Origin of the sequence: Pseudomonas sp. TR47 (assembly GCF_044143025.1) — a bacterium.
Classification (GTDB): Bacteria; Pseudomonadota; Gammaproteobacteria; order Pseudomonadales; family Pseudomonadaceae; genus Aquipseudomonas; species Aquipseudomonas putida_E.
The window spans coordinates 43,747-64,037 of the sequence record NZ_JBHFCS010000003.1; the positions used below are offsets into that span (position 1 = coordinate 43,747).

Consider the following 20,291-nt stretch of genomic DNA (forward strand, 5'->3'; position numbering starts at 1 on the left):
GGCTCAATTGATACTGTAGCCCCGGCCACTGAAACACGCCCCCAGCGCCCGCCGGTAGTTGTCTGCAACATTGGCCGGCGGTGCGCTGGGGGCGGTTGCAGGGTCGAAGTTGGACTGGCTCACCGCCCAACGGTGACACTGGTAGCGGTCCTGGTCCTGCTGCTCCTGGCCTTGCCCATGCATCGGGTAGGCCACCACATCGTATGCGTTGCCTGAAGGGGCTTGCGCCACGGGCACCGGTGCCGGTGCAACCGCGGGCGGGCTGACCACCACGTACTCCTGGCTGTCTGCCAGGTACTGGTAATACGTATCGGCCACCAGGAAGAGCAAGGCACCCCCCACCCACACTTCACGTGCATAGGATGGCAGATAGCCGACCCGCACCCCGTAAGGCGGGGCTACCACGATGTAGCTGCCGCCATGCGGGCGGTACCAGTAACCACCTGAGTAAAAATAGTCCTGCCCACGGTAGGGCACTTTCCAGTAGCGGTCCGGGAAATGGTCGATGCTGTGCCCGGGACGATACTGCGGCCCCGGCCCCCAGCCATTGCCATGGCCATCCGGCCGCCCCTGCCAGTCGCCACCAGGCCGTTGACCAGGGCCGCCAGCCTCCCAGTGCCGGTAATCGGCATTGCGCCGGGGAATATCCTGGTAGTAGCCCTGGCGGGCGGGCTGGGTCTGGTGCACTTCATCGCGCGAGTTGAGCGGCGAACGGCCTTCGTAACTACCGTTGGGATCCTGCCGGCCATTGCCCCCATGCCCGTCGTCAGGGCCCTGGGCCATCGCCCCCAGGCAGATGCTCACGCCAAGCAAACCAACACCTGCCAACTGCCAGATGCGCGACTTCATTTTGTTCCTCACGGTCAAGATAACGGCACGCTGCCAGTCTACCGTGCCTGTAACGGACAAACAGATGAAATCGCGGCCATGAAAAAAGGGAGGCCTTGAGGCCTCCCTTTGAGAATTGTCGTCCGTGCTCGGCACTTGTGGCGCCGGCTCACCTCATACGCTCTTGTGGAGGTACGTAGCCCGGGGGCCTGGCGGATCCTGTTGGATGGCTGGCCGCGACCGCCCGCCTAGGGCGCGTCGCCGTGGACTGATGTCCGGGCAGTGATTCTGTTGATAAAGATACGGGACAGGGGGCGGCAGCGGATTGCGAAGATTGCTCAGATAAATAGCACTTGCGCAATTTTTAACCCTGGATCGATAATTCACCGCAATCTGATCAGAAAAGGCCTTTTCCATGAGCAAGCTTGACCGCTACGACCTGAGCATCCTCGCCGAATTGCAGCGCGATGCGCGCATTTCCAACCAGGAGCTGGCCGAACGTATTGGCCTGTCGCCCTCACCCTGCTCTCGTCGGGTCAAGCAACTGGAAGACGACGGCTATATCTCACGGCAAGTCGCCCTGCTCGACCGCAAAAAGCTTGGCCTGAGCCTGACGGCTTACGTGCTGATCGGCATGGACCGGCACACCCCGGAGCGCTTCGAGACCTTCGAGGCGGCCATCCGCAACTTGCCACAGGTGCTCGAATGCAGCCTTGTAACCGGCATGGATGCCGACTATCAGCTCAAGGTGGTGGTACCGGACATGGATCACTACCAGAAACTGCTATTGGGCAGCCTGACCCGCATCGAAGGCGTCACCAGCGTGCGCTCGAGCTTTGTGCTCAATCAGGTGCTGGCGAGTACCGAACTGCCCCTGACCCACCTTCGTTGATTGGCTGCTGAGCTTGCCTGGAGAACACACAGATGGATCCGGCTGTATTTGAAGAATGGATGATGATCATCCTGGTCACCGTGCTGATCGGTTTCATGGGCTTCATCGTCTGGGACTTGGCAAAGAAATCCAAGGCCGGGCGCTTTGGCACGATGATCCTGTTCTTCGTGCTAGGGCTGGGGGTGCTGGCCTTTATCATCAAGACTGTGGTCGTGGGGTTTCTGGAAGGGGTGTAGCGCCCTCTCAAGCCTCATCACCGGCAAGGCGGCCCCACAAATGCAAAGGCCTGCGCATTTTCTGTGGGCCCGGCTTGCCGGCGATGAAGCCAGCGAGCATTACAACTTGGCCGGCACCTCGCGCCAACACCCCTGCTCCAACCCATCCAGCGCCCAATCACCGATCCGCACCCGCACCAGGCGCAAAGTCGGCAAGCCCACCGCCGCTGTCATGCGCCGCACCTGGCGGTTACGCCCCTCGCGAATCACCAACTCCAGCCAACTGGTCGGCACGCTCTTGCGAAAGCGTACCGGCGGGTTGCGCGGCCACAGCTCAGGCTCATCGAGGCGCCGTGCTTCGGCAGGCAAGGTCGGCCCGTCATTGAGCTGCACGCCCTCGCGCAAACGCGTTAGCTGCTCATCGCTCGGCTCGCCTTCCACCTGTACCCAGTACGTCTTGGCCAGCTTGTGCCTGGGGTCGGCGATGCGCGCCTGCAAACCGCCGTCGTTGGTCAGCAACAGCAACCCTTCACTGTCACGGTCCAGCCGCCCGGCCGGGTAAATGCCAGGAATATCGATGTAATCCTTGAGCGTGGCACGGCCATCGCTGTCGCTGAACTGGGTAAGCACATCGAATGGCTTGTTGAACAGGATCAGGCGAGGCTCGGCCGGTGGCGCCTTGGGCTGGCGCTTTGGGCCGGCAGGCCGCGCCTTAGGGTGGCGCGGCTTGGAACGGGGTGGCAGTGGCATGGATCCTCAGCGGAACGGCGGCTCATCGAAGCTGCGCAGTTTACGCGAGTGCAGCGAATTGAGCTCGGTGCGCAGCAGGTCGAGGGCGGCGATACCGATCTTCAAGTGCTGGCTGACCGCGCGGTTGTAGAAGGCGTTGGCCGACCCAGGCAGCTTGATTTCGCTGTGCAGCGGTTTATCGGACACACACAGCAAGGTGCCATATGGCACTCGCAGGCGATAACCCTGGGCGGCGATGGTGCCGCTCTCCATGTCTACCGCGACGGCCCGCGACAGGTTGATCAGTGGCCGTTCCTGGGCCCAGCGCAGCTCCCAGTTACGGTCGTCGTACGTCAGCACGGTGCCGGTGCGCAGGCGCTTCTTCAATTCCTCGCCACGTTCGCCGGTAACCTGGGCTGCCGCCTCCTGCAACGCCAGTTGCACCTCGGCCAGGGCCGGGATCGGGATGTTCGGCGGCACCACCCGGTCAAGGATACCGTCGCGGCGCATGTAAGCGTGCGCCAGCACATAGTCCCCGATGGTCTGCGACTGACGCAGGCCCCCGCAGTGGCCGATCATCAGCCAGCAATGCGGACGCAGCACGGCCAGGTGGTCGGTGATGTTCTTGGCGTTGGACGGGCCGACGCCGATGTTGACCAGGGTGACACCATCACCGTCGGCGGCGATCAGGTGATACGCCGGCATCTGATAGCGGTGCCAGACCACGCTGGCCACCAGGGCTTGGGCCTCACCATGGTCCATGCCCTTTTCGATCGCCACGTTGCCCGGCAGCACCATGCGCACGAAACGTGGGTCGTCACGCAGCTGTTCAAGGCCATGGCTGATGAACTGGTCGACATAACGGTGGTAGTTGGTCAGCAGGATCCAAGGCTGCACATGGCGCCAGTCGCTGCCGGTGTAATGCACCAGGCGGCGCAGCGAGAAGTCCACGCGGGCGGCGTCGAACAGCGCCAGCGGGAGGGTTTCGGCACTGCCCCAGTCACACAGCCCGTCGGCGATGTTGTCGGTGGCGGCGGACAGGTCGGTACTGGGGAATACCCGCGCCAGCTCGGCGGCAGTGATGCCGCTGCCCGCCAGTTCATCGCCCTGGTCGACCACGTAAGGGTACGGGATGTTCTGCTCGCTGACGCCTACCTCGACGGTCACGGTGTAGTCGTGCATCAAGGGGCGCAACTGCTCGAGCAGATAACCCCGAAATGCCGCAGGCTGGGTGACTGTGACGCTGTAGGTGCCCGCCACCTGTACCTTGGCATAGGCACGGGTGGTGGCGGCGACTTCGCCGTGGCTGTAATAGGTCAGGCGCAAGGCCGGGTAGCGGTAAACGGCGCGCTCGTCGGCGTCCGGCTCGGTGCGGTCCTTCAGGTAACGCTTGAGGGCCTGGCTGAGGGCCCCGGTGGCCTGTTCATGCAAGGCCGCCAGACGGTCGACGGCCTGTTCGGGGGTATCAACGACTACAAAGGCTTGGCTCACACTGTGCTTCCTGTCTGGACATGCATGTCAGCCATCTTGCCTGCCTTCGCCGGTAAAAACACCCCCTGTCAGCCGGGCCAGACCGGCGTGGCCCGTGCCACCAGCGCCTGGACATCGGCGCCGCGCGGCAATGCCCCGTAAACGCGGCCGCCGCCGGCCAGCCGGCTGCCGATGAAGGCATCGCTGACTGAGGTGTTGCCCGCTTCCAGCAACAGCTTGGCCTGCAGGGCCAGGGCGATGTCCTCGGTCAGCTGCCGGGCACGATACTGAATGTCGCCCGTGTCGGCGAACGCGCCCTTGAGATTGCCGATGTGCGCCGCCAGCCGTGGATCGCCATGGCCATCGCCCAGTTCAGCGAACAGCGCATCGAGCACACCCGGCTCCTTGGACAAGGCACGCAGTACGTCCAGGCACTGGACGTTGCCCGACCCCTCCCAAGTGGAATTGACCGGTGCTTCGCGGTACAAGCGCGGCAGGATGCTGTCCTCGACATAACCGGCGCCGCCCAGGCATTCGGCAGCTTCGTTGATCATCGCGGGCGCGCGCTTGCAGATCCAGTACTTGCCCACCGCCGTGACCAACCGGGCGAAGTGCGCCTGCTGCGGGTCATCGAGTTGCTCTAGCGCTTGCCCCATGCGCAGGCTCAGGGCCAGGGCCGCTTCGCTTTCCAGTGCCAGATCGGCCAGCACGTTCTGCATCAGCGGCTGCTCGCTCAGCACCCGGCCGCCGACCTTGCGGTGCGCGCAGTGGTGGGTAGCCTGGGTCAAGGCCTGGCGCATCAGGGCGCTTGAGCCGACCATGCAGTCGAAGCGGGTCATGGCCACCATCTCGATGATGGTTGGCACTCCCCGCCCCTCCTCGCCGACCATCCAGGCCAGAGCGCCACGCAGCTCCACCTCGCTGGAAGCATTGGAGCTGTTGCCAAGCTTGTTCTTCAGGCGCTGGATGTAGAACTGGTTACAGCTGTCATCCGGGCGATGGCGTGGCAACAGGAAACAGCTCAAGCCTTTGTCGGTCTGCGCCAGTGTCAGGAAGGCGTCGCACATCGGCGCCGAACAGAACCATTTATGCCCAACCAGCTCGTAGGCCTGGCCCGGCCCCGGGCTGCCGACAGGATAGGCGCGAGTGGTGTTGGCGCGTACATCGGTACCGCCCTGCTTTTCTGTCATGGCCATGCCGATGGTCACGCCCGCCTTGTGCTGATCGCCGACGTTGCGGGGGTCGTACTCGCGGGCGAGAATCTTCGGCAACCAGTACTCGGCCAGCTCAGGCTGCAGCCTGAGTGCGGGGACAGCGGCAAAGGTCATGGTCAGCGGGCAACCGGTACCGGCTTCTGCCTGGCTGTGCAGGTAAGTCATCGATGCCCGGGCTACATGGGCGCCGGGGCGCGGCTCGGCCCAGGGCAACGACGGCAGGCCGTGTTCGACGGCCGTACGCATCAGCTCGTGGTAGGCGGGGTGGAACTCCACCAGGTCGATGCGGTGCCCGTAACGGTCATGGCTGCTGAACGCTGGTTTGTGCGCGTTGGCCAGAAAGCCTGCGGCCATCAGGGGCCCACCGGCCAAGGCACCGTAGGCATCGATCCGCGATTCGGCCCAGCCGGCACCGAAACGCCGCGACCACTCCTGCAGCGGCAGGTCCAGGCGGTACAGGTTGGCGCCGTCGAGGGACGGTGGCTGATTGGTGACTTCGTGGGTTTCAGCGTACTGGTGCAGGTTCATCGGGAGCTCCTGGGGCCGGGTATGCATGAAAGCCCCAGTGAAGCACTCCCTGTGGGCCAGTCAAAGTGCCAATAATGACTAAACAGGTGGCAACGCACACCATCGTGGCATGCGCCCGGCAGCCTTCAGAACCGGGTAACCCCCGAAGCCGCCCTGCCCGCCGTTACCTGCACCTGCGCTATCGCCACATTCAGCGTCAACTCGAAACGGCTGCCCAACCCCCGCGTAGACTCATGCATCAACGTGCCCCCCAGCACCTCGCCCAACTGCCGGCAGATCGACAGGCCGATGCCCAGCCCACCGTAGCGCCGGGTCATCGAGCCATCGACCTGGAAGAAGCGCTGATACAGGATCGCCTGGTCCAGGTCATCGAAGCCGATGCCGCTGTCACTGACGGTGAAGGTCAGCGCCAGGCTGTCGGGCCCAAGCCGACGGCCGCGCACCTGAACCATCACACCGCCCTGGTGGGTGAACTTCAGGCCATTGTCCACCAGGCAACCCAGGCAGCGCGTCAACTTATGCGCATCGCCAAGCAGTTCGTCCGGCAGCTCTGCGGGAATGTCCAGGCTCAGGTAAAGCCCTTTGCCAAGGGCCGTTCCAGCGTAGCCGGCACGCAGGTCCTGAAGCGTGCGGCGCAAGCTGAACGGCACCGGCTGCGCGCGCAGGCGACCTGCCTGCAGCTCGGTGAGGGTAAGAATATCGTCGACCATGTCCATCATGTTCTGCGCAGAGCCCACCGCCGTGCGATGGTACTGGGCCATCTCGGCGCTCAGCGGCAACGTGTGCATCAGCTCCAGCGAGCCGATAACACCGTTCATCGGGGTGCGCAGTTCATGGGTGATCGTGGCGAGGAATTCATCCTTGAGGTGGTTGCTCCTGGCCAGCTGCTGGTTCAGTTGTTCCAGCGTCCGCCCGGTATCACGCAGGGTCTGCGCCTGCTGTTCGCGCATGCTGTTGATACGGTCGGCCAGGGCCAGGGACAACAACGCCACTTCCAGCGCCGCACCGAGCTGGCTGGCATACATGGTCAGGAACACATTGGGCAGGTACCCCAGCACCATCAGGGTATTGACCAGCCCGCCCAGCAGGAACGCCGTCCAGGCAATGATGAACCAGCGAGCCACGCGCAGACCGCGCACCCAGGCGTATAGCCCCGCAGTGAAAATGCTGACGGTGAACAGCAGGGCCAGCACAGTGGCCATGCGCAAGGCAATGCCATAGGGCATGCTCACCGCCAGCAGCATCACCAGCACTGCCCCGAGCATCAACAGTTGCAACAGCCGATCGAACCCTCGGCTGATCGTGCCCAGGCGCAGGAAGTGGCGGGCGAACTGGCAACCGAACAAGCCGGCAGCACCGATGAACAAGGGCGTGGCGGCATTCGCCCACCAGGGGCTGTTCGGCCAGAAGTACGCCACCCCTGCGCCGTTGACCGACACCTGGTAGAAGCCGAACGAGGCAATATAGAGGATGTAATAGAGGTAACTGACGTCCCGAACGCTGAGGAAGATGAACAGGTTGTACACCAGCATCACCAGCAACACCCCGTAGATCATCCCCAGTACATACAGGCGCGTGGGCTGCTCTTCCATGTAGGCCTCGGCAGACCACAGCGCCAACGGCGCCTGCACCGAGCCCTGGCTGTGCAGGCGCAGGTAGACGGTGGTCGCCTGATTGGGCTGCAGCGGCAGTTCGAACAGGTAGTTGTTCTGGCGGATCTGCCGGCTGTCGTAGGGCAAGGCATCGCCGGTACGCTGTGCCAGGCGGTAGGTACCATCGGCGCCCGGCAGATAGAGCTCGAGGTGATCCAGCGGCGGGTACGCCAGCTCCAGCAACCATTGGCGCGGTGCGGGGTTGGCCGAGGCCAGGTAGCGCAAATCGACCTTGAGCCAGAACACCGAAGTCGAATAGCCGGCATTCAGCACTTGTTCACGGTGCAGGCGAAAACGCTTGGCGAAGGTGGGCGCGGTAACCTGGGCGATGCTGGCGCTGCCCTCGCGGTCTTCATAGACCTGCATGGTGCTGCCCAGCGAAAGGTACCGGGTGGTGTCGTCGAAATCGACCGCAGTGGCCAGCACGGGCAAGCAGCCCAGAAGCAAAATCAGCAAATAGCGCATACGGCCCCAGCATGGCGTGCCCGGACACGTCGCAATGGCCCCCTATCCCTATGAGACGACGAATTCCGGTAAAGCCCGTTTATCGAGTTATCCGAGCACTCTAGCATAGCTTTGAAGGCTGGCAACGGGCCATCTTGATTTAAGCTTAAAAGGCTCTAGATCAGTGCTTTCATGCCAGTGAAAAGCATAAAGCTGACCCATCGATCAACAAAACCCGTTTGTAGGACGATCCGTACAAAAGGGTTTGGTGGTAAGCTCGCCGACCATGAATACCTACAGCTCCCGCCCCGTTGTCCTCTGTCTATCCGGCCACGACCCAAGTGGCGGTGCCGGCTTGCAGGCAGATATCGAAGCCCTGATCGCCCAAGGCTGTCACGCCGCACCTGCGGTGACCGCCCTGACCGTGCAGGATACCGTCAATGTTTCCGACTTCCGCGTGCTCGACCGCGAGTGGGTGCTGGCCCAGGCCAATGCCGTACTGGCCGACTCCACGGTAGCCGCGGTCAAGCTGGGCATGCTCGGCTCGATCGAAATGGTCGATACCGTCGCCGAACTGCTCAGTGCCCACCCGCACCTGCCGGTGGTCTGCGACCCGGTGCTGCGCGCCGGTGGCGGTGGCCGGCTGGGCAAGGACGAGGTCGGCTATGCCCTGCGCGAGCGCCTGTTGCCGCTGGCGGCCATCGCCACCCCGAACCTGCCCGAGGCCCGCATTCTTGCCGAACTGCCCGAAGGTACGGCAGACGAGTGTGCCGAAAAATTGTTGCCGTTCTGCAAACACCTGCTGATTACCGGTGGCCACGGCGACGAAGACGAAATCCACAACCGCCTGTACAGCCGCGATGGCCAGCGTCATACCTGGACCTGCCAGCGCCTGCCTGGCAGCTACCACGGCTCGGGTTGTACCCTGGCCAGCACGTTGGCCGGCCGCCTGGCCTTGGGCGAAGCCCTGCAAAGCGCCGTGCGCAGTGCACTCGACTACACCTGGCGCACCCTGCGTGACGCCGAGCAGTTGGGCAAGGGCCAGTTCGTCCCGCGCCGCCTGCCCCTGGACTTCTGCTCCTGATACGAGGCTTTCTGATGAAGCTACGCGGTCTGTATGCAATCACCGACAGCCAGCTGCTCGCCGGCCGTTTCCTGTCCCATGTCGAGGCGGCACTGGAAGGCGGCGTGCGCCTGCTGCAGTACCGCGATAAAAGCGATGATGACGCCCGTCGACTGCGTGAAGCCCAAGCGCTTCTCAAGCTCTGCGAACGCTACGGCACCGAGCTGGTCATCAACGACGACGCCGAACTGGCTGCGCGCCTGGGCGTCGGTGTGCATCTGGGGCAGACCGACGGCCCATTGACCCCGGCGCGTGCGCTGCTGGGCCGCCAGGCCATCATTGGCTCGACCTGCCACGCCAGCCTCGACCTGGCCGCCCAGGCCGCCAGCGAAGGCGCCAGTTATGTCGCCTTTGGCCGTTTCTTCAATTCCGTGACCAAGCCCGGTGCACCCGCTGCCGATGTTGGCCTGCTGGCGCAGGCCCGGGCCCAGGTCAAACTGCCGCTCGCCGTGATCGGCGGCATCACCCTCGACAACGCCGCTCCGCTGGTCGCCCACGGTGCCGACCTGCTGGCGGTGATCCATGGCCTGTTCGGTGCCGACAGCGCGCAGGAAGTCACCCGCCGCGCCCGCGCCTTCAACGCCCTGTTCGCTTCCTGATTTCAAGAGAAGATCCCATGTCCCGTTCCGAATCCCTGTTCGCCCAAGCCCAGAAGCACATCCCAGGTGGCGTCAACTCGCCGGTCCGCGCCTTCAAGAGCGTCGGCGGCACCCCGCTGTTCTTCAAGCATGCCGAAGGCGCCTATGTCGTCGACGAAGACGACAAGCGCTATGTTGACTACGTGGGTTCGTGGGGCCCGATGATCCTCGGCCACGGCCACCCACAGGTGCTCGACGCGGTGCGCAACCAGTTGCAGCACGGCTTGTCCTACGGCGCGCCGACCGCCATGGAAACCGAGATGGCAGACCTTGTCTGCTCGCTGGTGCCGTCCATGGAAATGGTACGCATGGTCAGCTCCGGCACCGAAGCCACCATGAGCGCGATTCGCCTGGCCCGGGGTTACACCGGCCGCGACGCCATCATCAAGTTCGAAGGCTGCTACCACGGCCACTCCGACAGCTTGCTGGTCAAGGCCGGTTCCGGTTTGCTGACCCAGGGCGTGCCAAGCTCGGCAGGCGTGCCGGCGGACTTCGCCAAGCACACCCTGACCCTGCCGTTCAACGACATCGCTGCAGTCGAGAAGACCCTGGCCGAAGTCGGCCAGACCGTAGCCTGCATCATCGTCGAGCCAGTGGCCGGCAACATGAATTGCGTACCGCCAGCGCCTGGCTTCCTCGAAGGCCTGCGCGAGCAGTGCGACAAGCACGGCGTAGTGCTGATCTTCGACGAAGTGATGACGGGCTTTCGCGTCTCGCTGGGCGGCGCCCAAGGCTACTACGGCATCACGCCGGACCTGTCGACCTTCGGCAAGATCGTCGGCGGCGGCATGCCGGTCGGCTGTTTCGGCGGCAAGCGCGAGATCATGGGCTGCATCGCTCCGCTGGGCCCTGTGTATCAGGCCGGTACCCTGTCGGGTAACCCGCTGGCCATGGCCGCAGGCCTGACCACGCTGAAGCTGATCAGCCGCCCGGGCTTCCACGACGAGCTGAGCGACTTCACCAGCCGCATGCTCGACGGCCTGCAGCAGCGCGCAGATGCCGCTGGCGTGCCGTTCGTGACAACCCAGGCAGGTGCCATGTTCGGCCTGTACTTCAGCGGCGCCGACGATATCGTCACCTTCGATGACGTGATGGCCAGCGATGCCGAGCGCTTCAAGCGCTTCTTCCACCTGATGCTCGACGGTGGCGTCTACCTGGCACCTAGCGCGTTCGAGGCCGGCTTTACCTCGATCGCACACGGTGACAAGGAGCTGCAGATCACCCTGGATGCGGCTGAGCGGGCATTTGCCGCACTGAAGTAAAGCGCGGTCAGAGCTCTTCGCCGGGTAAACCCGCGAAGAGCTCTGGCGATAAATGCCCGTCCATCACCAGTAACTTTTCCCACCGGTACATAAATTCGAGTAAAACTTTGTAAGGTTGGCGCTGCTTATCCCATAATGTGCCACCAGAGACATTGGCCGTAGCTTTGCAGAGGTAAGTCGATCCCCATGAACCGCACCGGCCGCGCCCTTGCCCTGGGCTGCCTGTTGCTTCTTCAGCCCCTGCTGGCACTGGCGGAGGGCGGTAACTCGTTGCTGATTCCTGCAACGGGGCGCTGCACGCTCAATGTCCAGCCAGAGGACCAGCAAAACGCCCTCAAGGCTTGCGAGCAGATGGCGGCGACCGGGGACGCCCAGGCGCAGTACGAACTGGGTGAGTACTACTACGCGCAAACCCCCAAAGACCTGAAAATGGCCTTGGACTGGTTCGAAAAAGCCTCGCTGCAAGGCCATGCACAAGCCCAGTATCGCCTTGGCGGCATGTTCTTTCATGGTGAAGGGGTCACGGCCAACAACGTACAGGCCTATATCCTGCTGAAAATGGCGGCGGTCAACGGCGCCGAAGATGCGCTGGACATGGCCGACGAAGTCACCGAGCAGATGCCCCGCGATGAACTGGAGCATGCCACCCAGGTGCTCGGCCAGATCTTCCGCAAATACCTGCTGGAACTGCAAAGCGCCGAAGGGCGCACGCCGTTCTCGCCGCTCCCCTGATTCGCTTTACTTCTCTGGCATCGGCATAGGGAACGGCATCACATTGCCACTTCCCTTGGCCTCGCTGATCTTGGCCGTGCCCAGGCGCTCGACCTCGTCGATACGCACGATCGAGTGCATCGGCACGAAGCTGCGGATCACACCTTCGAACTGGTTCTTGAGCTTCTCTTCGCTCGGGTCGACCACGATCTGGGTGCGCTCCCCAAAAACGAATTCCTCGATTTCCAGGAAGCCCCACAGGTCGCTCTGATAGATCTGTTTGGCATACATCTCGAAGACCTGCCCCTGATTGAGGAAGATCACTTTATAGATGGCGGGTTCGCGTTTGCTCATGTTTGCCGGGATAACACATGCGTAAGAAAAGGCGCGCATCATAACAGACAGGCCCGTTGATCTGTGCCGCCGATACCGTTGAACGTTTCAGTGCTTTCGCCCCTGCCCTTCAAGGGTTATTCTTGAGTTCACCATTATTGCCGTCGAGCGGCTAAAAACGACCTTGAACGCACCCATACAACCTCATCGCTTCATCCTCGAACCCTTCGAGGCCCACCGCTTCGCCAACCTGTGCGGCCAGTTCGACGAGCACTTGCGCCTGATCGAACAACGCCTGGCTATCGAAATCCGCAACCGCGGCAATCAATTCGAGCTGATCGGCGAACCCAAGACAACCTCTGCTGCCGAGCAACTGCTGCGCCGCCTCTATCGCGAGGCCAAGGCCACCGAGCTGTCGCCGGAAACCGTGCACCTGTACCTGCAGGAGTCGACCGTCGAGAACATCGAAAACCCGGCAGTCAACGAGGTCAGCGTTTCCCTGCGCACGCGCAAGGGCAACATTCGCCCACGCGGCGTCAACCAGCAGCGCTACGTCAAGGAAATCCTGGCCAACGACATCAACTTCGGCGTAGGCCCGGCCGGTACCGGCAAGACTTACCTGGCCGTGGCCTGCGCCGTCGATGCCCTGGAGCGCGAGCAGGTGCGACGCATCCTGCTGGTGCGCCCGGCGGTCGAGGCCGGCGAAAAGCTTGGCTTCCTGCCTGGCGACCTGGCCCAGAAGATCGACCCGTACCTGCGCCCGCTGTACGACGCCCTGTACGAAATGCTCGGCTTCGAGCACGTGGCCAAGCTGATCGAGCGCCAGGTGATCGAGATCGCCCCGCTGGCCTACATGCGCGGCCGTACCTTGAACAACAGTTTCATCATCCTCGACGAGAGCCAGAACACCACGCTCGAGCAGATGAAAATGTTCCTGACCCGTATCGGCTTCGGCTCCACTGCGGTGATCACCGGCGACATCACCCAGGTCGACCTGCCGCGTGGCACCAAGTCGGGCCTGGCTCATGTGATCGAGGTGCTCAAGGACGTTCCGGGTATCAGTTTTACCCACTTCCAACCCAAAGATGTGGTTCGTCACCCACTGGTGCAGCGCATTGTCGAGGCCTATGACCGCTTCGATGCCCGCCAGGCCAAGCCCGAGGCGCCCGGCAAAGATGCTTGAACTTGACCTGCAGCGCGCCACGGATGCCGCCACCCCTGACGATGCCGCTTTGCGCGCCTGGTGCGAACTGGCCTTGCGCCAGCGCAGCGCCGACTCGGAAATGACCATCCGTCTGGTCGACGAAGCCGAAGGCCGCGAGCTCAACCACACCTACCGGCACAAAGACTACGCGACCAACGTGCTGTCGTTCCCGGCCGATGTGCCCGATGAACTGCTCGATATCCCGCTGCTGGGCGACCTGGTGATCTGCGTGCCGGTGGTCGAGCGCGAGGCTGCCGAACAGGGCAAATCGCTGCAAGCGCATTGGGCGCACCTGGTCATCCACGGCTGCCTGCACCTGCTTGGCTACGACCACATCGAAGACGATGAGGCCGAGGAAATGGAAGCGCTGGAACGGGAATTGCTGGCAGAACTGGGTCACCCCGACCCGTATGCCGATGATGAAAACGATTCAATCACACACTGATACTGCAAGGATCACGAGAAACGCCATGAGCGAAGATCGATCGAGCAACGGGCAGAAGTCCTGGCTGGGTAAACTGACCCAGGCTTTTGCCCATGAGCCGAAAAACCGCCAGGAGCTCCTCGAGCTGCTGCGCGAAGCCCATCAGAACAAGCTGCTCGACAGCGAAGCGCTGACCATCGTCGAAGGCGCCATCCAGGTCGCCGACCTGCAGGTACGCGACATCATGGTGCCGCGTTCGCAGATGATCAGCATCAAGGCTACCCAGTCGCCTCGCGAATTCCTGCCGGCCGTCATCGACGCCGCGCACTCGCGTTACCCGGTGATCGGCGAAAGCCATGACGATGTGCTCGGGATCCTGCTGGCCAAGGACCTGCTGCCGCTGATCCTCAAAGAGAACGGCGACAGCTTCAACATCAGGGACCTGCTGCGCCCGGCCACGTTCGTGCCCGAGTCCAAGCGCCTGAACGTGCTGCTGCGCGAGTTCCGCGCCAACCACAACCACATGGCCATCGTCATCGACGAGTACGGCGGCGTGGCGGGCCTGGTCACCATCGAGGACGTGCTCGAACAGATCGTCGGCGACATCGAAGACGAGCATGATGTCGAGGAAGACAGCTATATCAAGCCACTGCCCAGCGGCGACTTCCTGGTCAAGGCGCTCACGCCGATCGAGAACTTCAACGAGTTCTTCGACAGCGAGTTTTCCGATGATGAGTTCGACACGGTTGGCGGCCTGGTGATGAGCGCTTTCGGCCACCTGCCCAAGCGCAACGAGACCACTGAGATCGGGCCCTACAAGTTCCGTATTCTCAATGCCGACAGCCGGCGGATACACTTGCTGCGCCTGACCCCGATCACCCGCTAAGGACAAACATGCGTTGGATCACCCGCCCCGGCTGGCCCGGTAACCTGCTGGCCTTGGCGGCCGGCGCCTCTACCCTTCTGGCCCTGGCGCCATTCGACATCTGGCCGCTGGCCCTGTTGTCCATCGCGGTGCTCTACCTCGGCCTGCGCGAGCTCACCCCGCGCCAGGCCATGTGGCGCGGCTGGTGGTTCGGGTTTGGCCTGTACGGGGCCGGCACCTGGTGGATCTACGTCAGCATGAACACCTACGGCGGCGCCTCGCCGCTGCTGGCGATCGTGCTGCTGGTGGCGTTCTTCGCCGCCCTTGCCTGGTTCTTTGCCCTGCCCACCTGGCTGTGGGCGCGCTGGCTGCGCCGCAATGAAGCCCCCTTGGCCGATGCGCTGTGCTTTGCCGCCCTGTGGCTGCTGCAAGAGGCTTTCCGTGGCTGGTTCCTGACCGGCTTCCCCTGGCTTTATGCCGGCTACAGCCAACTGGACGGGCCTTTGGCTGGCCTGGCGCCGCTGGGCGGCGTGTGGCTGATCTCTTTCGCTCTGGCATTGAGCGCGGCGCTGCTGTGCAACCTGCACCGCCTGCGTGCACGCCCATCGTTCCTTGCCGTGGGAGCCTTGTTGCTGCTGGCTCCCTGGGTTGTCGGCATGGCCCTCAAAGACCACGCCTGGACCAAGCCTGCTGGCGACCCACTGACGGTCGCAGCCCTGCAGGGCAACGTCGAACAAGAGCTGAAATGGGACCCGGCGCACATCGATGCACAACTGGCGCTGTACCGCGACATGAGCTTCAGTTCAAAACCGGTGGATCTGCTGGTTTGGCCAGAGACAGCCGTGCCGATCCTCAAGGACCAGGCCCAAGGCTACATCGACGTGATGGGGCGTTTTGCCGCCGACCGGCATTCGGCACTTATCACCGGCGTGCCGGTGCGCGAAGTGGTGCATCAGCAACGCCGCTACTACAACGGCGTGACCGTGACAGGCGAAGGCGATGGCACCTACCTCAAGCAGAAGCTGGTGCCCTTCGGCGAATACGTGCCACTGCAGGACATGCTTCGCGGCCTGATCGAGTTCTTCAACCTGCCGATGTCGGACTTCGCCCGCGGCCCTGAGGACCAGCCACTGCTCCAGGCCAAGGGTTACCAGATTGCCCCGTACATCTGCTACGAGGTGGTCTACCCCGAGTTCGCTGCGGGCTTGGCGGCGCGCAGCGACCTGTTGCTGACCATCAGCAACGACACCTGGTTCGGCACCTCGATCGGCCCGCTGCAGCACCTGCAGATGGCGCAGATGCGCGCGCTGGAAGCCGGCCGCTGGATGATCCGCGCCACCAACAACGGCGTCACCGCCCTGATCGACCCGTTTGGCCGGATTACGGCCCAGGTTCCGCAGTTCCAGCGGGCCGTGCTGTATGGCGAAGTGGTACCGATGCAGCAACTGACGCCGTACCTGCAATGGCGCTCGTGGCCGCTGGCGATTGTCTGTGCCTTGCTGCTGGGTTGGGCATTGCTGGCGGGGCGCATAGCCAAAACCGTCTGATCAGGCCGTAGGAGCGGCCTTGTGTCGCGATGGGCTGCGAAGCGGCCCCAGGATATCAGCGGCGCCACAGATATCCTGGGACTGCTGCGCAGTCCTTTCGCGACACAAGGCCGCTCCTACACCGGCTCGAGTGCTCTCTTGAATCAATAGAACAACCGATACCCCGCCAACCCTACCGCTTCATTCAGCAATTGCCCGCTCTGCCACATCGCCCGGCTTTCCGGCAGCAACCCGGCAAACGGCCGCGCATGGTCCCGCCCAAGGAACCCCATCGGCGCCGGTATCACTTCAAACCCGGCCTGCTCGAAGCTCCAGCGCGAACGTTGCATGTGCCACGCCTGGGTCACCAGCACCACACGCCCAATACCCAGTGGCTTGAGTAATTGCGCGCTGAATTGGGCATTTTCCCACGTGGTTCGGCTGGCCTCTTCCTTCCATTTGACCTCGACAGCGAAATCTTCACGCAGCCGATCCGCCATTAGCCGCGCCTCGCTCGGCGGGGTATCGTAGTGCAAACCGCCACTGGTCAGCACCGGCAAGCCCGAAGCCTTGGCCAGTCGCGCGGCAAAGCGCATACGCTCAAGCGCCGTTGCCGAGGGCTGGTCCTCACCGCCCCAGGCCGGATCACCGCGCTCACGCCCTGCGCCGAGCACGACGATGGCATCCGCCCTGCGCGCCAGGCTGGCCCAATCGCCGGATGCCAGCGGGGGCTCGGTTTCCAGCAGGCGCGCACCGTGCTGCACCACCAGCGGCAGGCTCATCAACCACAACCCACCCAGCCCCAGCACAAAGCACAGCGCCGCCAGCCGCGGGCGCCGGGCGCGCAACCACCAGGCCGCCAGCAACAGCAGGAACAGGATGCCCGGCGGCATCAACCATTGTTTGATGAAAAATCGAATCGGCATCGGCTACACCTCCTTGGCAGGCGTGCAGCCTATGAGGATCGGCGCCGGTCAACAAGTGCGCTGCCGGCGCCGATCGAGTGAAGTGTTTGTTGAATTACCGGGGCGCGATGGCCTGCGCCGGGCGCCCTGAACGGCTAGCGATGTGGCAGCGTCCTGGGTGTCGCCGTCGTGGCGGGGCGTTTCTTGTCCTTGAGCCAGATGATCTTCGCCGATGTCGGTTCCGCATGCGGGTAACTACCGGCGCAGGCATTACGGCGTTCCGGGACCGAGTCCAGGTAAGCCTTGATCACTTCGAACTCTGCATGGCTCAGGCCACGCAACTCCAGCTCGGCTGGCATCTCGTCGCGCAATCGTACCGACGTTCTGGCGACTTCCAGGGCCAGGCCAAGACGGTCGATCAGGCGTTCGTAAAGCTCCGGTTTGATTGCGGGTAGCTGCGTCTCTCCCATCCGTTCACCTCATTGAAGATAAAGAATATCTCCCCCCACACCTGAGCTTAGCGCCGCTTCGAAAAGCAGCCCGATGCAGCGACCAGCGGCCATTCGCAATCAGGGTTTCCCACGATGCGCGGCGCTACTGTATGCTACGGCGTTCACTCTCACGACACCGGAGTGCCGGACGCAGCGAGGTTCCGCTGCCTGGAACAAGGTCTCTTCTCTCTCAGCCAAAAGTAGCCATGCACGAACAATACACGCCCCGTGATATCGAAGCCGCCGCCCAGCATTTCTGGGACGAGCAACAGTCGTTCGCTGTTACCGAACAGCCAGGCAAAGACACCTACTATTGCCTATCGATGTTCCCGTACCCGAGCGGCAAGCTACACATGGGCCACGTGCGCAACTACACCATCGGCGACGTGATTGCCCGCTACCAGCGCATGCTGGGCAAGAACGTCCTGCAACCGATGGGCTGGGACGCTTTCGGCATGCCAGCGGAAAACGCGGCGATGAAAAACAACGTCGCCCCGGCCAAGTGGACATACGAAAACATCGACTACATGAAGACCCAGCTCAAGAGCCTGGGCCTTGCCATCGACTGGGCACGTGAAGTCACCACCTGCAAGCCGGACTACTACCGCTGGGAACAGTGGCTGTTCACCCGCCTGTTCGAAAAAGGCATCATCTACCGCAAGAACGGTACCGTGAACTGGGACCCGGCCGACCAGACCGTGCTCGCCAACGAGCAGGTCATCGACGGCCGCGGCTGGCGTTCGGGCGCGCTGATCGAAAAGCGCGAAATCCCCATGTACTACTTCCGCATCACCGACTACGCCGACGAGCTGCTGGAAAGCCTCGACGAGCTGCCGGGCTGGCCTGAGCAGGTCAAGACCATGCAGCGCAACTGGATCGGCAAGTCGCGCGGCATGGAAGTACAGTTCCCGTACGATCAGGCGAGCATCGGCCACGAAGGTACGCTGAAAGTCTTTACCACCCGTCCGGACACCCTGATGGGCGCGACTTACGTTGCCGTTGCCGCCGAGCACCCATTGGCTACCCAGGCCGCCCAGGGCAACCCGGCGCTGCAGGCATTCATCGACGAGTGCAAGAGCGGCAGCGTTGCCGAGGCCGACATGGCCACCCAGGAGAAGAAGGGCATGCCCACTTCCCTGCTGGTCGAGCACCCCCTGAGCGGTGAAAAGCTGCCGGTATGGGTCGCCAACTATGTGCTGATGCACTACGGCGACGGTGCCGTAATGGCCGTACCGGCCCACGACGAGCGCGACTTCGAGTTCGCCCACAAGTACAACCTGCCGGTCAAGGCTGTGGTGCGCACCAGCGCCGGCGACGAAGTCGGCAGCGAATGGCAGGCGGCCTACGGCGAGCACGGCCAGCTGATCAACTCCGGCGAGTTCGACGGCCTGGACTTCGCTGGCGCCTTCGACGCCATCGAGGCGGCCCTGATCCGCAAGGAGCTGGGCAAATCCCGCACCCAGTTCCGCCTGCGCGACTGGGGCATCAGCCGCCAGCGTTACTGGGGCTGCCCGATCCCGATCATCCACTGCCCGTCCTGCGGCGACGTGCCGGTGCCGGAAGACCAGCTGCCGGTCACCCTGCCAGAGAACGTGGTGCCGGACGGCGCCGGTTCGCCCCTGGCGCGCATGCCTGAGTTCTACGAGTGCAGCTGCCCGAAATGCGGCGCCGCGGCAAAGCGTGAAACCGACACCATGGACACCTTCGTCGAGTCGTCCTGGTACTTCGCCCGCTACGCCTCACCGAACTACGACAAAGGCCTGGTCGATCCGAAAGCGGCCAACCACTGGTTGCCGGTCGACCAGTACATCGGCGGTATCGAACACGCCATCCTGCACCTGCTTTACGCGCGCTTCTTCCACAAGCTGATGCGTGACGAAGGCCTGGTCACCTCCAATGAACCGTTCAAGAACCTGCTGACCCAGGGCATGGTGGTCGCCGATACCTACTACCGCGTCGCCAGCAACGGTGGCAAGGACTGGTTCAACCCGGCCGACGTCGAAATCGAGCGCGATGCCAAGGCCAAGATCATTGGCGCACGCCTGAAGACCGACGGCCTGCCGGTGGAAATCGGCGGCACCGAGAAGATGTCGAAGTCGAAGAACAACGGCGTCGACCCACAGTCGATGATCGAAGCCTACGGCGCCGACACCTGCCGCCTGTTCATGATGTTCGCCTCGCCGCCCGACATGAGCCTGGAATGGTCGGACTCTGGCGTCGAAGGTGCAAGCCGCTTCCTGCGTCGTGTCTGGCGCCTGGCCCAGGGCCACGTCAACCAGGGCCTGCCGGGTAAACTGGACCTCGCCACGCTGAACGACGAGCAGAAGGTCATCCGCCGTGCAATTCACGCCGCGATCAAGCAGGCCAGCACCGATGTGGGCCAGTACCACAAGTTCAACACCGCCATCGCCCAGGTGATGACCGTGATGAACGTCCTGGAGAAGGCCCCCCAGGGCACCGAGCAAGACCGTGCGCTGCTGCAAGAGGGCCTGGAGGCCGTCACCTTGTTGCTGGCCCCGATCACCCCGCACATTTCCCACGAACTGTGGAAGGCGCTGGGCCATGAGCAAGCGGTTATCGATGCTGGCTGGCCAGTTGTCGATGAAAGCGCTCTGGTGCAGGACACCGTAACCCTGGTGGTCCAGGTCAACGGCAAACTGCGTGGCCAGGTAGAAATGCCTGCAGCCGCCAGCCGCGAAGAAATCGAAGCCGCCGCCCGCAACAACGAAAATGTCCTGCGCTTCATCGATGGCCTGACCATCCGCAAGGTCATCGTAGTGCCAGGCAAGCTGGTCAACATCGTCGCCAACTGATGGCAACGCCCACCTGCAGCCAGT

19 protein-coding genes are annotated in these 20,291 nt (G+C 63.2%); 11 read left to right on the forward strand and 8 right to left on the reverse strand.

Annotated elements, in window-relative coordinates:
* Positions 1-3: 3 nt before the first annotated feature.
* Positions 4-849 carry a DUF6515 family protein gene (locus ACEWE8_RS04300; RefSeq protein ID WP_046785146.1) on the reverse strand — a complete coding sequence of 282 codons (846 nt, stop codon included), beginning with the start codon at positions 847-849 and terminating at the stop codon, positions 4-6.
* Positions 850-1,243: 394 nt separating this feature from the next.
* On the opposite strand from ACEWE8_RS04300, the gene ACEWE8_RS04305 reads away from it, so the two are divergent.
* Together ACEWE8_RS04305 and ACEWE8_RS04310 are read left to right on the forward strand one after the other, a co-directional pair.
* Entirely contained in the window at positions 1,244-1,720 is a 477-nt protein-coding gene (locus tag ACEWE8_RS04305) for an Lrp/AsnC family transcriptional regulator (protein ID WP_003249795.1), read from the forward strand.
* A gap of 32 nt (positions 1,721-1,752) precedes the next feature.
* Positions 1,753-1,956 carry a DUF2788 domain-containing protein gene (locus ACEWE8_RS04310; protein WP_012312580.1) on the forward strand — a complete coding sequence of 68 codons (204 nt, stop codon included), beginning with the start codon at positions 1,753-1,755 and terminating at the stop codon, positions 1,954-1,956.
* 99 nt (positions 1,957-2,055) lie between these two features.
* Here the strand turns inward: ACEWE8_RS04310 and ACEWE8_RS04315 are convergent, their stop codons facing one another.
* From ACEWE8_RS04315 to ACEWE8_RS04330, 4 genes are all read right to left on the reverse strand, one after another.
* On the reverse strand, positions 2,056-2,685 hold the full coding sequence (locus ACEWE8_RS04315; protein WP_046785145.1) for a pseudouridine synthase: 630 nt from the start codon (positions 2,683-2,685) through the stop codon (positions 2,056-2,058).
* A 6-nt stretch (positions 2,686-2,691) separates the two neighbouring features.
* Positions 2,692-4,155 (reverse strand): AMP nucleosidase, encoded by a 1,464-nt coding sequence (amn, locus tag ACEWE8_RS04320; protein WP_046785144.1) that lies wholly within the window; start codon positions 4,153-4,155, stop codon positions 2,692-2,694.
* A gap of 68 nt (positions 4,156-4,223) precedes the next feature.
* The gene (locus ACEWE8_RS04325) at positions 4,224-5,876 is read right to left on the reverse strand and encodes an acyl-CoA dehydrogenase family protein (protein ID WP_046785143.1); all 1,653 of its coding nucleotides are present in this window, start codon (positions 5,874-5,876) and stop codon (positions 4,224-4,226) included.
* Between the two features lie 125 nt (positions 5,877-6,001).
* On the reverse strand, positions 6,002-7,993 hold the full coding sequence (locus ACEWE8_RS04330) for a hybrid sensor histidine kinase/response regulator (protein WP_046785142.1): 1,992 nt from the start codon (positions 7,991-7,993) through the stop codon (positions 6,002-6,004).
* 265 nt (positions 7,994-8,258) lie between these two features.
* Between ACEWE8_RS04330 and ACEWE8_RS04335 the strand changes: the two genes are divergently transcribed.
* The 4 genes from ACEWE8_RS04335 to ACEWE8_RS04350 all read left to right on the forward strand — a co-directional run bounded on the left by ACEWE8_RS04335 (position 8,259) and on the right by ACEWE8_RS04350 (position 11,727).
* Positions 8,259-9,056, forward strand: coding sequence for a hydroxymethylpyrimidine/phosphomethylpyrimidine kinase (locus ACEWE8_RS04335; RefSeq protein ID WP_046785141.1), 798 nt, complete (start codon positions 8,259-8,261; stop codon positions 9,054-9,056).
* 14 nt (positions 9,057-9,070) lie between these two features.
* Positions 9,071-9,694 (forward strand): thiamine phosphate synthase, encoded by a 624-nt coding sequence (gene thiE, locus ACEWE8_RS04340; protein ID WP_046785140.1) that lies wholly within the window; start codon positions 9,071-9,073, stop codon positions 9,692-9,694.
* 17 nt (positions 9,695-9,711) lie between these two features.
* Positions 9,712-10,995 (forward strand): glutamate-1-semialdehyde 2,1-aminomutase, encoded by a 1,284-nt coding sequence (gene hemL, locus ACEWE8_RS04345; RefSeq protein ID WP_012312573.1) that lies wholly within the window; start codon positions 9,712-9,714, stop codon positions 10,993-10,995.
* Between the two features lie 186 nt (positions 10,996-11,181).
* Positions 11,182-11,727 (forward strand): tetratricopeptide repeat protein, encoded by a 546-nt coding sequence (locus ACEWE8_RS04350; RefSeq protein WP_046785139.1) that lies wholly within the window; start codon positions 11,182-11,184, stop codon positions 11,725-11,727.
* A 6-nt stretch (positions 11,728-11,733) separates the two neighbouring features.
* On the opposite strand, the gene ACEWE8_RS04355 is transcribed toward ACEWE8_RS04350, so the two are convergent.
* Positions 11,734-12,060, reverse strand: coding sequence for a DUF1820 family protein (locus ACEWE8_RS04355; protein WP_039601874.1), 327 nt, complete (start codon positions 12,058-12,060; stop codon positions 11,734-11,736).
* A 163-nt stretch (positions 12,061-12,223) separates the two neighbouring features.
* On the opposite strand from ACEWE8_RS04355, the gene ACEWE8_RS04360 reads away from it, so the two are divergent.
* The 4 genes from ACEWE8_RS04360 to lnt are packed head-to-tail and all read left to right on the forward strand — an operon-like array spanning position 12,224 to position 16,079.
* On the forward strand, positions 12,224-13,222 hold the full coding sequence (locus ACEWE8_RS04360; RefSeq protein ID WP_039601873.1) for a PhoH family protein: 999 nt from the start codon (positions 12,224-12,226) through the stop codon (positions 13,220-13,222).
* Positions 13,215-13,688: an rRNA maturation RNase YbeY gene (gene ybeY / locus ACEWE8_RS04365; RefSeq protein ID WP_012312569.1), complete on the forward strand. Its 474-nt coding sequence runs from the start codon at positions 13,215-13,217 to the stop codon at positions 13,686-13,688. Before ACEWE8_RS04360 ends, ybeY begins: the two co-directional genes overlap by 8 nt.
* Before the next feature lie 25 nt (positions 13,689-13,713).
* Complete coding sequence (locus tag ACEWE8_RS04370; protein ID WP_046785138.1) at positions 13,714-14,553, forward strand: HlyC/CorC family transporter; 840 nt, start codon at positions 13,714-13,716, stop codon at positions 14,551-14,553.
* A gap of 8 nt (positions 14,554-14,561) precedes the next feature.
* On the forward strand, positions 14,562-16,079 hold the full coding sequence (gene lnt / locus ACEWE8_RS04375; protein WP_046785137.1) for an apolipoprotein N-acyltransferase: 1,518 nt from the start codon (positions 14,562-14,564) through the stop codon (positions 16,077-16,079).
* Between the two features lie 143 nt (positions 16,080-16,222).
* Here the strand turns inward: lnt and ACEWE8_RS04380 are convergent, their stop codons facing one another.
* Positions 16,223-16,984, reverse strand: coding sequence for a YdcF family protein (locus ACEWE8_RS04380; protein ID WP_046785136.1), 762 nt, complete (start codon positions 16,982-16,984; stop codon positions 16,223-16,225).
* Between the two features lie 134 nt (positions 16,985-17,118).
* Positions 17,119-17,433, reverse strand: coding sequence for a hypothetical protein (locus ACEWE8_RS04385; protein WP_012312565.1), 315 nt, complete (start codon positions 17,431-17,433; stop codon positions 17,119-17,121).
* 227 nt (positions 17,434-17,660) lie between these two features.
* On the opposite strand from ACEWE8_RS04385, the gene leuS reads away from it, so the two are divergent.
* A complete protein-coding gene (gene leuS / locus ACEWE8_RS04390; protein WP_046785135.1) occupies positions 17,661-20,267 on the forward strand; it encodes a leucine--tRNA ligase in 2,607 nt (868 codons plus the stop codon).
* Positions 20,268-20,291 lie beyond the last annotated feature (24 nt).